Raw genomic sequence first — 13516 nt, forward strand, 5'->3', positions numbered from 1 at the left:
CATGAAGATGGACCGACCTGCATTGACCGGGCATCAGAACGAACCGAAACAGGCCGCCGGACATGCGACGCGGTTGTCGCCGATCGATTTGCTGGAGAACGTGCTCGACAACGGTCGCCTGTTTGCGGCCGTGTTCGCGGCCTGCCTGCTGCTGGCGATCGTCTATGCGATCGCGGCGACGCCCGTGTATTCGGCCGACATGTTGATCCAGATCGAGGAGAACAAGCCCAGCGCACTGGGGTCGCTGTCGTCGATCTCCAAGGCGCTCGATATCCAGAATTCGGCGGTGGTCGGCGAAATCGACATCGTCCGTTCGCGTTCGGTCGTTCTGGAAGCGATGAACGCGACGGCCGCGCAGGCCGAGGTGTCGGTCGAGAACCGGTTTCCGATCGTCGGCGGGCTGATCGGTTCGTTCCTGCCGAAGGACGCGAACGGCCTCGTCGACGCGCCGCTCGGGATGTCGTCGTGGGCCTGGGGCGGCGAGCGTCTGGAGTTCAGGACGTTCGAGGTGCCGGCCGCGCAGATCGGCAAGGCGCTGACGTTCGACTATCTCGACGGCAACCGCTTCCGGCTGACGGACCGCGGCGGCCAGGTGGTGCTGAGCGGCGTGGTCGGCGAGCCGAGCGCGAGCGACGGCTATCGCGTGGACGTCGCACGGATCGTCGCGCACCCCGGTGCGCAATTCCGCGTGCGGCGCGTCGCTACCGACGTGCGTCTCGACGCGATCCTGAAGAAACTCGGCGTGATCGAGACGAAGCGCCAGTCGGGCATCATGCAACTGAATTTCGAGGATCCGGATCCCGTCTTTGCCGCGCGCATGCTCAATGCGATCGCCGCGGCCTACCTGAACTTCAACGCGAGACGCCGCGCCGACGATGCGGAGCGCAGCCTCAAGATCCTCAACGCGCAGATGCCGATCGTCAAGGCCCGGCTGCAACAGGCCGAGCAGGCGCTGAACACGTTTCGCAACCAGCAGGGGTCGATCGACGCGCAGGGCGATATCCGGCTGCTGGTCGAGCAACTGGCGCTCGTCGACAAGTCGCGGCTCGAAACCCGGCTCGAGTATCAGGATCTGCTGTCGAAATACGTGCCGGGGCAGCCGCAGGTCGTTGCGGCGGCCAACAAGCTGAAGGAGCTCGACAAGCAGGCTGCGATGTTGAAGGACAAGGCCGCGCGCCTGCCGTCGCAGCAGCAGACGTACTTGCGTCTCGCGCGCGACGTCGAGGTCAACAACCAGCTCTATGTCGGATTGCTGAACAATACCCAGCAGTTGCAGATCGCGGAGGCCGGCACGGTCGGCAACGCGTCGATCGTCGACAAGGCGGTCGCGAGCGACAAGCCGATCCGGCCGAAGCGCCTGATCGCGATCCTCGCCGGTGCGGTGATCGGGCTGATGCTCGGGTTTCTCGCGGCACAGGGCCGTGCACTGCTGGCCGGCCGCATTCGCGATCCGCATGACCTGGAAGCGGCGCTCGGCATCCCGATGCTCGGCATCCTGCCGAATTCGCGCCGCCTGGCCGATGCGGATGCGAATCGCACGCCGGCCTTCATCGCGACGCAGGAGTCGGCCGACGAGCCGCTGGCCGATGCGATGGACAGTCTGGCGCTGACGTTGCGACACCGGCTGGCGGCCTATGGCGGCGACGCGAAGGTCGTGCTGGTGTCGTCCGCCGCGCCCGCGCAGGGCAAGTCGATGATTGCCGCCAACCTCGCCTATCTGTTCGCCGAGCAGGGGCTCGAGACGGTGATCGTCGATGCCAACGTGCGCGCGCCGGCGCTGCATCGCTATCTGCCGGTCGCCGCGACGCCGGGCTTGTCCGACGTACTGAAGGGCGCGCTGCCGGCCGACGAGGCGATCACGCACGTGGCCGGGAAACTCGATGCGCTGTCCGCCGGCACCCAGCGCGCGTCGACGCGCAACCCGTTCGACGTCGCGCGTCTCGACAAGCTGTTCGTGTCGTTGCGCAGCGGCTACGACATGGTCATCGTCGATGCGCCGTCCGTGCTGCCGGTGGCCGACATCGCGGCCTTGTCGCGCGTGGCCGACATGACGTTGCTGGTCGCGCGCCAGGGTTCGGCGAATTCGGTCGGCATCGCGGACGCACTCGAGAGCCTGCGCAAGATCGGTGTGCACATCGACGGGCTGGTGTTCAACGGGTTCGAGCCGTCGCCGTTGCACGGCGTTCGCCGGATCGGCGCCGGCTTCGCCGCGGCGCGCGCCTGATCGCTCGGGAGGCGTCGATGCAATCGGGCGAGGAGGTGCAACGCATGAGCGATTCGATGGCGGGCAACGACGGGCTGCGGCGCGAGTCGCCCGCGGTGCGGGTCGTGTGGTTTCTCGGCCCGCGGCCGGTGAGCTGGAACGGCGTCATGCGATACAGCCTCAAATGTATCGATTTCATCCCGGTATTGGCGGGATTCGACGTGGAGCCGGTCGACATTCCGGCCGAGCCGCGTTCGTTCCGGCGCTACTGGACGCAGTTCGTGCTGTATCCGCTGCGTGCGATCGCGGCGGCGCGCGCCGGACATTTCGTGATGCTGTACCAGGAAGACCTCGCCTTCATGATTCCGCTGATCCGGCGGGCGGGCGGCCGCGTCGGCATCGTGCTGCATCACGTGCAGCGTCCCGGGCAGGTGCGCGGCGTCGTCGAGCAGTTGAAGAATGCGTACATGCGATTGACGCAGTCGCTGATCGCGACCGCGGACGTGGTGCTCGCGCCGTCGGACGTGACCGCGCAGGAAGCGCTGGCGGCGCTGCGCATCCGCGCCGACCGGATCCAGGTCGTTCCCAACGCGTTCGACGACCGCTATGCGCCGATCGACGCCGCGGTGCGCGAACGGGCGCGCGCGACGCTGCTTGCGCGCTTCGGCATCGACGTCGGCGACGCGCTGGTGGTGCTGAACGTCGGCTCGGACGAAACGCGCAAGAACAATGCGACGCTGTTTCGCGCGCTGGCGTCGCTCGGACGCAAGGACGTGATGGTGCTGCGGGTAGGCAGCGCGCACAACCAGGCCAACCGCGACGAATGCCGCGGCATTGCCGCGCAGGCGGGCATCGCCGCCCATTTCGTCGAGAACGTCGACGACGAGGATCTCGGCTACTTTTTCCAGGCGGCGGATCTGTACGTATCGCCGACGTTGCACGAAGGCTTCGGTCGCACGGTGATCGAGGCGCAATTCGTCGGCGTGCCGGTCATCGCGTCCGATTTGCCGGTGTACCGCTACACGATGGGCGAGTCGTTCGTGGCCGTCGCCGATGCAATGGATGCCGCCGAATGGGGCCGGCAGATCGAACGCGTCGCCGGCGACCCGTCGCTGCGCGCTGCGCTGGTGAGCGCCGGGCGGGCGAACGCGCGGCGCTTTTCGTCCGGCGCGGTCAGCGCGCAACTGCACGATGCGCTGGCGCGCGCCGTGCATGGCCGGCCGCGCGCCAGCCGGGCACAAGCGTGAAAGAGGCGGCGATGCGAACGATTCCGGCCGACGGCCGAACCGCGGTGCTCACGGGCGTGGCCGTATCGACGCTGTTCGTGCTCGCGTTGAGCGTCAATGCGATGCTGCCGGCGCTCGGCGCGATGGAACCGAGCGCGACCTGCACGTTGCTGGTCGCGGTCGCGGGCGTGATCGCGCTGATCGTCGTGCGGCCGGTGTTCGCCGTGTCGATCCTGTACACGCTGGTGATCGGACTGACCGCATTCGTTGCCGGCGTGGGGATCGAGTCCGGCGGATTCCTGCGGGAAACGGACATCTTCGGCGTCGCGAACGGCGCGTTCAGCCGGCTGCTGTCGTTCTATGTCGTTTTCATCGCGTGCGCATCGTTCGCGTTCGAGCGGATCCTGAACGCACGCTCCGTCCATCCGCCGATCCGCGCGCGGATGACGCTTCAGCCGATGAGCGTGGCGCTCGGGCTGGGGCTGGTCGGCGCGATCCTCGCGACGGGCGTGCTGGCCGGTCTGACGGGCGGCTTCGCGGTGCTGAGCGGCGTGAATCGCTACGCGCTGCGCAACGACGCGTCGAACGGCACGCTGTTCAACCTGTTCCTGAACAACCAGACCTTCGTCGCGGTGCTGCTCGGCACCTTCTGCACGAGTTCGACGCGGGTCGTGCGCTGGACGTCCGTGTGCCTGCTCGTCGTCGATCTGGTGCTGGAGGCGTTGCACGGCGAACAGTTCATGGCCGTGCTGCACGTATGCCTGACCGTCCTGATCCCGTTCATCGCGATCCATGCGATGAACGGCAAGCCGGTGATGCGCTACCTCGGCATCGGCTCGCTCATCGCGCTCGTGATCGGCAGCGTGTCGGTGTTCTACGCGTACCGGGGGCAGGGGCTCGACGTCGCGGAGACGGTGGTGTCGCGGTTTCTCGAACAGGGGCAGGCGTGGTACGTGGTGGACGGCGACGCCCACCTGTTCGGCGCGCCGACGTTCGGGGGCATGGCCGCGTTCGGGCGCTTCGTCGATTCATTGGGCTCGTTCACCGAGCCGACGTTCTTCAGCGATGCGCCGGTGAGCGGGCTGCGCGACCTGATGCTGTCGTACGGCACGCCCGAGATCCTGAAGGCCTACGTGTTCGACGACGTGACGTTCACGATGGGCAACATGGCGGTGCCGGTCTACTGGTTCGGCTATGCGGGCGGCGCGCTGTTCATTGCGCTGACGGGCGCGATCTACGGCGTGGCGAGCGCGATGCTGATCCTGGTCGCGATGCGCGGCGGCGTCGTGATGCTGTGGCTGGCCACGAAGATCTTCGCCTACGCGACCTATGCGATGCAGCAGGGCGATTACTGGACCTTGTTCGGCGCGCGCACGCTGTTCTATCTGGCGATCGCGCTGATCTGGTGGCATTGCGTCGACGCGCGGCGCGTGCATGCCGATGCGATGCGGACGGGGACATCTTGAACGCGTTCGTCAGGCTTCTGTTTTCGTCGTTCGCGGGTGTGGTGTGCGAAAAGATCATCGGTGCGCTCGCGGCGATCGCGAGCAATCACCTGTTTGCGAACATCTACGGCGCGCGGCTGTTCGGCGAGCTGCAGTTCGCGTTGTCGCTGGCCTACGTGATCGGCAGCGTCGCGCTGATTTTCGGCGCACAGGTGATCCAGCCGATCCTCGGCAAGCACCCGCGCCTGCGGCACATGGTCGTCTACCGTGCGTTCCGCCTGCGGCTCACGCTGACGCTGGCCGTCATGCTGCTGTTCATGGGCGTCGTGGTGATCGTCATGCGGCCGTCGAGCGTATCCGAGCTCACGTTGATCGCGGCCTTTGCGCTGATCGTGGAGCCGATCGCGCTCGGTTCGCTGATGGCCTACGCCGAATCGAAGCCGTGGGTGATCACGCGGGCGCGTGCGTACGCCAGCTGTGTGCGGGTGCTGTGGCTGTACATCGCGGCGCACGCGTCGCTCGGCGTGATCGTCGCCGCGTTCGCATGGCCGCTGGAGGCTTGCGTGGCGGCCGCGGCGCCGTTCAGCCGCTATCGCGAGCTGGCGTTGAAGACGCCGAAATCGTTTCGCGGCAGCGCGGCCGTCACGAAAGCGCTGGTCGTGCGCGGGCTGCGGATCTGGCCGGCCATTGCGGCCAGCGTGCTGGTGCTGCGCATGGATCGGCTGCTGCTCGGCGTGCTGGTGTCCAAGGCCGATCTCGGCATCTATGCGTCCGCCGCGTCGCTGGTCGAGCAATGGAATTCGGTCGGCACGACGCTGGCGCTGGCCTTGGCGCCGAGCATGGTCTTTTCAGCGCGGACCGAGCCGCTCGTGCGCGCCAAGGCGTTGAAGCTCGGCCTCTATCTCGGCCTCGTCGGCTGTGTCGCGTGGGTCGGCAGCTACGTCGTCGGCCGCAAGGTGTTCCTGATGATCTACGGGCCCGCGTTCGTGCAGGGCGTGCCGGTGATGATCTACGCGACCGGCTGCGCGATCGCGACGTTCGTCGATGCGGGACTGAGCACGTGGCTCCTGGCCGTGCGGCGCTACCGGCTCATCATGATCAAGCAGGTGCTGATCGTCGCGGCGATCGTCGCCGCGCCGTTCGTCATGCCGCGCACGCTGGTGATGTATGCGCCTTCGACGGGCATCGCGGTATCGCTCGTGGTGTTCTGGTGCGTGGTGCTCGGGAATCTCGCGTTCGCCCGGGAGCGGCCATGAGCCGGCGTGCAGGCGGTCGTTCGCCGCGCCGGCGCGGGCTGGCGGGACAGGGAATCGGGAAGGTATCGGATCGCAGGGGAGGTCGCTCGTGAAAAACCGGGTGCTGATGGTGATGACGCGGGACATTCCGCAGGACGTATCGAACGGACGGGAGCGCACGCTGAGCTTCATCCGGAAGGCAATCGGCGACCACATGGACGTGACCGAATTCAAGATCCGCTCGGTGTTCGAGGACGGCGGCTGGCGCGCGAAGATCGGCGCGGCGGTGCGGGTCGGATGGAGCGTGTTGCGCGGCGCGCCGTGCGCGCTTCAGGTGGCGATGTTCTCGCATCCGCGCAAGCGCACGGCGCTGCTGCGCGCCGTCGAGGCGATCAGGCCGGACGTGATCTATTTCGACGGCATCCGGCTCGTCGATTACGCGATCCTGGTGCGGCGCAGCGTGCCCGGCTGCCGGATCGTCGTGGATTTCGACGATCTCATGTCGCGCCGCGCGAACATCCTGCGCGAGCAGGATTTGCCGTTGTCGGCCGGGTATCTGGAGAAGTCGATTCCGGGGCCGTTCGTCAGGCTCGCCAACGCGAGGCTGGTCCGCAATGCATTCCTCGGCTATGAAGCATTCGCGCTGAGACGGCAGGAGCGCGCGGCGATCGGCTCGTCGCACGCCGTTACGCTCGTATCGACGGAGGACGCGCAGTCGCTGCGGCGGTCCCTCACGAACGACGAGGCCGTGAAGACGCACGTGATCGCGCCGCCGATGCATGCACTGGTGCCGATGCGGCGTCCGGCGGCGCCGTTCCGGTTCGTCTTCATCGGTTCGGACCGGCAGTTGCAGAACCGGCTCGCGATCGAATTCCTCGTGGCGTTGTGGGCGCGGATCCGGCCGGCAACGCCGCTGGTGATCTACGGGCGCATGGCCGGCCGGTACGCGCCCGTGCCGAACGTCGAGTTCGCCGGCTTCGCGCCGACGCAGGCGGAGGTCTACACCGCGTGCTCGATCGCGTTGTGTCCTGCTTTTCTGCGCGGCGGCATCAAATCGAAGGTGCTGGAGGCGGTTTCGTACGGTTGCGTGCCGGTCGGCAACGAAGCCGCGTTCGAAGGGCTTGGATTTCACGACGATGCGCTTGCGATGAGCGACGCGCGACTGGAGCGGTTCGTCGCCGATCCGGCCGCGGATCTGGATCGCGTCGTGGCGGCGGCCATGCGCTTCGCCGCGTATTGCGAGCAGCATTTCAGCATGCCGGTATTCGATCGTCGGTGGCGCGAGCTGATCGCGCCGCCGGCAGGCAGCCCGTCGTGACGGGCGCCGCAACGAAGAGGAGGGCCCCGATGGCGTAATCCGAACGGCTCGCGGCCGGCTGGCTTCCGGACCTTGCATGTGCAGCATGGATACCGGAAAGGGGAAGGCCGGGCGCGGGAGATTTGCCGTCCTGCGGCCGATCGATTCAGCAGTCGGGCCGAAGGGCGCCGTATCCATTCTTCACCGATACCTAATAGAAAATGAGACCGATCATATTTGGCGGACGGTTCGGATGGCTGCATCCGGGCAACGGGACGCGGGGCGTCGTCCTGTGCAACGCGTACGGACACGAATCCGTCTGGAGTCACGACGGCATGCGGAATCTGGCGGATCGCCTGTCCGCGCGCGGGATACCGGTGCTGCGTTTCGATTACCGCGGCACCGGCGATTCCGCCGGGGCCGATGGCGCGAACGACCAGTTCGAAACGGCCGTCGACGACGTGTGCGCGGCCATCGCGCGATTGCGCGAGGAAACCGGCGTGACCCGCGTGACGCTGTGCGGCCTGCGGCTGGGCGCGGCATTCGCGTTGCTCGCGGCGGACCGGGACGACGTCGACCGGCTGGTGCTGCTGGCGCCGGTGGCGAGCGGGCGCAGCTACGTGCGCGAGCTGTCGATCATGCGCAACATTTGGCTCGACCAGTTGCCGGCGCCGCTGCGCGCGGCCCAGCCGCAAGACGCGCCGCTCAACGTGCTCGGGCAGATCTACAGTGCGGCGTTCCGTACGCGGCTCAATGCCTTCGACGCGATCGACGCGTTGAAGGACCGCACGGGTGCGCCGGCATCGGAAACGCTGATCGTCGACATGAGCGCCGGCGGCACCGAAGCGCTGCGCAAGCGGCTCGACGCGCTGGGCGGCAAGGTCGAGCAAAGGCCGTTCGAAGGCTATGCGGCGTTCATGCAGGAAACGACGTTCTCGCGCTTGCCGACGCGCGTGTTCGACTCGGTCGTCGACTGGATCGCGGCCGCCGATGGTCCGCAGCGACAAGCGGCGCGCACCGCGCAGAAAACGGACTGGGATCCCGACCTGATGCTGCGCACGCCGGAAGCCTGCGAGCAGCCGGTTCGATTCGGGGCGGCCGGCCGCCTGTTCGGCATCCTGTGCACGCCGCACGAGATGCACGACCGGGGGCCGGTGGTGCTGATCACGAACACGTCGGCCAGTCCGCACGTCGGCGACAGCCGGCTGTCGGTGCGGATCGCCCGCGAGCTCGCGCGCCGCGGCATCGCGTCGCTGCGATTCGACGGACGCGGCATCGGCGACAGTTCGCCGGCGCAGGGCGGCGGCGCGCCGCTCGATGCGCCCCCGCCGGTCTATTCGAGCGCCGTCGTCGAGGACGTCGCGACGGCAGCCCACTGGTTGAAGGAGCAGGGGTATCGGCAGGTCGTATCGTTCGGCATCTGCTCGGGCGCATACAGCGCATTGCGCGCGGCGCTGGCGGGACGCGCACTGTCGGGCGTCATCTCGGTGAACCTGCAGCGTTTCCACATGCCCGACGGCATCTCGACCGACGCGCTGCGCGAGCATCGCCCCAATTCGATGGCCGGCTACCGGTCGTCGTTCTTCGAGCTGAAGAAGTGGAAGCAGGTGCTGAGCGGCGATCGAAAGATCATGCCGTTCGTCCGGCTCGTGCTGAAGCGTTCGACGACGACGCTGGCCGTGCGGATCGGCGCATGGCGACGCCGGATCGCCGGCTGGTCGTGCGCGGACACGACCCCGGTCGATCCGCACGAGATCCTGCGTGCGCTGCAGCGCAAGGAGGTGAGCACGTTGTTCGTCTGCGGCGCATACGACAGCAGTCTCGATCTGGTGACGATGTATTTCGGCCCGCGCGGAAAGCGGCTGTCGCGATTTGCCGGTGCGCGCGCCGTCGTACTCGACGATCTCGATCACAGCGTGTTCGGTTCGCATGCCGCCGACGCGGTGGTCGGGCTGTGCAGCGAATTCGTCAAGGGGCTCGAATCGCGTCGCGCGACGGCGGCGACGATCATCAACGCGGAGTCGCCGGCATGACCGGACCGACGCGGGGCTGTGTCACATGTCGCACAGTCGCCGCGCCGGTGCGGTGATACGGTAACGCGTCTGTTCCCCGGCGACACCGCCGACCTCTACGCGACCATGACGATGCATGCCGAACCTTCCGGACGTCTGGACCATATCGATGCGATGCGCGCCGTCGCGGTCCTGCTCGTCATCTGGACGCACTACGCCGAGCGGTTCGTCGCGCTGGCGGGTGCTCAGCAGTGGCTCGACACGCTGCAGCGCTCCGTCAATTTCGGGCGGATCGGCGTGGTGGTCTTTTTCGGCATCAGCGGCTTGCTGATTCCGGTCAGTTTGCGCGGCCCCGCCGGAGCGGGCACGCGGCGCTTCCTGATCCGCCGTTTCCTGCGGCTGTATCCGGCGTTCTGGTTGTCCATTCCGATCGGCTGCGTCGTCTTCTGGACGCTGTTCGGCAAACCGGTGAGCGCGGCGCTGCTGATCGCCAATGCGACGATGATCCCGACCGCGTTCGGCCAGGAGCCGGTCATGGGGCATTACTGGACGCTCGAAACGGAACTGTATTTCTACGGGCTTTGCCTCGTGCTGTTCTGGTGGGGCGGGCTGCACCGGATGCGCGACCTGTCGCTCGCCTGCATCGGGCTGTGCGCGGTGTTCGTGACGACCGTCGCGTTGCACGTCTTTCCGGACGACACGCTGGGCCAGTACAAGGCCATGCCGTACCACCTCGCGATCATGTTCTGGGGCGCATGTTTTCGTCAGGCCTACGACCGGCCGCGCGACACGCTGCAGGTGAGGGGGGGGCGGGGCGAACACGCCGGCATCGCGCTGACGTACCGATGCGTGGCGGGGCTGCTGACCGCGATGATCGTCGGCGTGGCGCTCGTCGGCGCGGCCAACGACTGGCGTCATCACAACGTCGATCATCTGCCGTCGTCGCTGGCTTATGTGGTCGGCGTCGCGATCTTCGTGGCGATGGCGACGGTATTGAAAGTCCGCGCACGCGCGATGGCGAAGCTCGGCGAGGTCAGCTACTCGATTTACCTGTTTCACGCGATCCCGCTGTTCGGGTTCTACTGGCTGTGCGAACACTATCGATGGACCGGATGGCCGCTGGGCGTCTACATGATCGTTCCGGTCGTGCCGTTGATTGCGTTGTCGTATCTGAGCTACCGGTATTGCGAGGCGCCCTGTGTGCGGCTCGCGCATCGCCTGACCGCATCGCGGCGGCGCGGCGGCGATCTGCCGGTCGGCAATCGGTCGGTCGATGCGACGCCGGATCCGGTGCGGAGCGGCTGGCGCGCGGACGGGTAATGGCGTGGAACGGCTTGGAACGGCTTGGAACGGCGATCCCGCGTTGCCGATACGAATGGAATGGACGATACGGAGCGCAGACGATGCTGACGAGTACGGTAGTGCATGACGATGGCGGCGGCATGCCGCGATACCGGGTGGTTCGATGCACGTTCGGGATGGCGAATTGAACGGGTGGTCGTCGATCGGCGCCCGCGCGGAGGCGACGCGCGTCGTCGTCGTCAACGACTACGCGCGCAAGGGCGGCGCGGAGGAGGTTTACCAGACCTCCATCGAGGTGCTGCGCAATATCCCGGACGTGGACGTGTACTCGTTCGACGAGACGAATTTCGCGGCGGCCGAAGGCGCGTTCGCGCGCGGCTGGAACCGCGCCGCGGCAGGCGCACTGGCGACGTTGCTCGATGACGTGCGTCCGCATCGCGTGCTCGTGCACAACTATCACAATCTGCTGACGCAATCGATCCTGCCGGTACTCGCGCGGCGGCGCCGCGAGCAGGGATTCCGCACGTATCTCACGTGTCACGACTACCATCTGGTGTTCTACAACCCGAACCTGCTCGCCTATCGCAACGGGCAGCCGGTGCCGGTTCCGGTCGATGCGCTGTCGAATCCGGCGCGCTTGTTCGCACTGGCGAGCCCGCGCGGGCGGCTGCACGACACGGTGAAGAAACTGCACTGGCACGCGGTGTACGCGTATTGCAATCCGCGGAACGTGTTCGACCTGTTCCTGTGCCCGAGTCCGTACATGCGCACGGCGCTGGCGCAACGCGGCATCACGCGCACCGCACTGCTGCCGAATCCGGTGAGCACGCTGGCGGAGCCGTTCCCGCCGCGCGTGTGCGATCGCGAGCAGTTCGATCTCGCCTATGTGGGGCGGCTCGATGCGGAGAAAGGCATTCACGAGTTCATCGAGCTGGCGCGCCGGATTGCGTTCCGCCGTATCGGCAGTCTGACGCTGTACGGCGACGGCACACTGCGCGCGCAGCTCGAAACGCGCCACCAGGATCTGGTTCAGGCCGGCCGGCTGCGTTTCGCCGGGCGGCTCGGCCACGGCGAGCTGTTTCATGCACTGCGCGCGCACGATGCACTGGTGCTGCCGTCGGTCTGGGCCGAAAACGCGCCGCTCGTGGTGGTCGAGGCTGCCACGCTGGGGCTGCCGGTGCTCGCGCACGAGATCGGCAGCCTGTCGACGTTCGGTAGCGAGATCGGCAACAAGATCCTGTACCGGAATTCGCCGGCCGGCCTGACGAGCGCGTTCGATGAACTGGGGCGTCACCTGCGCATCGCCGATCGGCACTACGATTGTTCGGCGTACACGCCGTCGCGTTACGCGGCGCAGCTTGCGTCGTGGATGGGGCTCGGCGGGCAGCAGGGCGGTTAGCGGCGCGCAACGGGGGCGTCGACGTGGGCCGGGTTCGGCCAGGATCCATCCCGGCCGCGCGTTCGTCCCGCGGCCGAGATACTCGAGCAAGAGGAACGTTATGCGGGCATTGCGACGCATCGTGGCGGTCGCGCTTGGCGCACTGGCGTTGTCGGCCGTCTACGGTCATTGCCAGGGCGGCGAGCGCGTGATGGCGCTCGCGCCGGCCAATACGTCCGGCAGCCCCGATTTCAAGGGCTCGTCGAACGGGCTGCTCGCCGGCACGGCGTCGATATCGAAAATCGACGTGCACACGTTGTTGTACCCGGGCAGCACGACGCAAGTGCTCGCGCACTATCTTCCATGGTGGGGCCCGGACCCGCGCGGCGTGAACGTCGGCTATCGATCCGACGATCCTCGCCAGGCATTTCGCACCTTCGCCGACATGCGTTCGAGAGGCATCGACGGCGTGATCGTCGACTGGTACGGCGCGGGCCATTTCGTCGACACCGCGTGGCAGGCATCGCTGCCCGAACTGGCGAAGTTTCCCGGCATGACGTTCTCGATCATGATCGACAGCGGTTCCTTCAAGTTCAATGCGTGCCGCGGCTGCGACCTGACCGAGACGATCCTGCACAACCTCGCGTACATCAGCCGCGAATACTTCACGTCGAGCCAGTATCTGCGCTACGACGGCCATCCGGTCGTGTCGGAGTTCGGGATGGACGCGGTCGGCAAGGCCGACTGGGCACGGATTCACGCCGCGTACCCCGACATCTACTGGATTCACACGTTGGCGCAGGGCTTCGATCTTCCGTACAGCAAGGGCGCGTACGTGTGGGCGCAACCGTCGCCGCGAGCCGCACCGCAAGCGGCCGGCATACGGCGCGACCTACTGTATCGCGAGCGCTTCTACGACATCGCACGGAATCAGCCGCCCGGGACGATCACGGTCGGCGGCGTATGGAGCGGCTTCGACGATACGAAGGCATCGTGGGGCGCCGCGGCACCGCGCTTTCTTGCGCCGTCGTGCGGCCGGACCTGGCTGGACACGTTCAAGACCATCAACGAGCGCTACAACGTGCGGCGACAATTGCCGTTCGTTCAGCTGATCACCTGGAACGACTACGAGGAGGGCAGCGCGCTCGAAACCGGCATCGCCAGTTGCACGGCCATCGACGCGCAGCCCGTAGGTTCGAGCTTGACCGTCAGGATCACCCATCCGGAGACCGTCGATCATCTCGAGCTGTACGAACAGCTCGGCGGCGGCGCGTTCGCGCTGGCCGGCCGCTATCCGGCCGATACGACGAGCATTTCGCTGCCGGGCGCCCGGGCGGGCACCTACTTCATCAAGGCTGTCGGCAAGCCGTTCATCCAGAACGTCGTGTCGACGGCGATCGTCGTGCGTTGACGCGCGG

The 13516-nt window shown here is 67.0% G+C and carries 9 protein-coding genes; all 9 read left to right on the plus strand.

Annotated elements, in window-relative coordinates:
- Position 1: 1 nt before the first annotated feature.
- Positions 2-2224 carry a GNVR domain-containing protein gene (locus WS54_RS05470; protein ID WP_082725152.1) on the plus strand — a complete coding sequence of 741 codons (2223 nt, stop codon included), beginning with the start codon at positions 2-4 and terminating at the stop codon, positions 2222-2224.
- 44 nt (positions 2225-2268) lie between these two features.
- Positions 2269-3450, plus strand: a complete 1182-nt coding sequence (locus tag WS54_RS05475; RefSeq protein WP_159086631.1) for a glycosyltransferase — start codon at positions 2269-2271, stop codon at positions 3448-3450.
- 11 nt (positions 3451-3461) lie between these two features.
- Positions 3462-4895, plus strand: a complete 1434-nt coding sequence (locus WS54_RS05480) for a DUF6418 domain-containing protein (protein ID WP_059785041.1) — start codon at positions 3462-3464, stop codon at positions 4893-4895.
- Complete coding sequence (locus WS54_RS05485) at positions 4892-6130, plus strand: hypothetical protein (RefSeq protein ID WP_059783711.1); 1239 nt, start codon at positions 4892-4894, stop codon at positions 6128-6130. The genes WS54_RS05480 and WS54_RS05485 overlap by 4 nt, the downstream gene beginning before the upstream one ends.
- An 88-nt stretch (positions 6131-6218) precedes the next feature.
- Positions 6219-7427 carry a glycosyltransferase gene (locus WS54_RS05490; protein ID WP_159086632.1) on the plus strand — a complete coding sequence of 403 codons (1209 nt, stop codon included), beginning with the start codon at positions 6219-6221 and terminating at the stop codon, positions 7425-7427.
- A gap of 200 nt (positions 7428-7627) precedes the next feature.
- Positions 7628-9439 carry an alpha/beta hydrolase gene (locus tag WS54_RS05495; RefSeq protein WP_082725149.1) on the plus strand — a complete coding sequence of 604 codons (1812 nt, stop codon included), beginning with the start codon at positions 7628-7630 and terminating at the stop codon, positions 9437-9439.
- 105 nt (positions 9440-9544) lie between these two features.
- Positions 9545-10738, plus strand: a complete 1194-nt coding sequence (locus WS54_RS05500; protein WP_059783709.1) for an acyltransferase family protein — start codon at positions 9545-9547, stop codon at positions 10736-10738.
- Positions 10739-10904: 166 nt separating this feature from the next.
- The gene (locus WS54_RS05505) at positions 10905-12119 is read left to right on the plus strand and encodes a glycosyltransferase (protein WP_080747711.1); all 1215 of its coding nucleotides are present in this window, start codon (positions 10905-10907) and stop codon (positions 12117-12119) included.
- A gap of 100 nt (positions 12120-12219) precedes the next feature.
- Positions 12220-13509 carry a hypothetical protein gene (locus WS54_RS05510; RefSeq protein WP_059783707.1) on the plus strand — a complete coding sequence of 430 codons (1290 nt, stop codon included), beginning with the start codon at positions 12220-12222 and terminating at the stop codon, positions 13507-13509.
- Positions 13510-13516: the final 7 nt, after the last annotated feature.

The sequence above is a fragment of the Burkholderia sp. NRF60-BP8 genome (genome assembly GCF_001522585.2).
Lineage (GTDB): Bacteria > Pseudomonadota > Gammaproteobacteria > Burkholderiales > Burkholderiaceae > Burkholderia.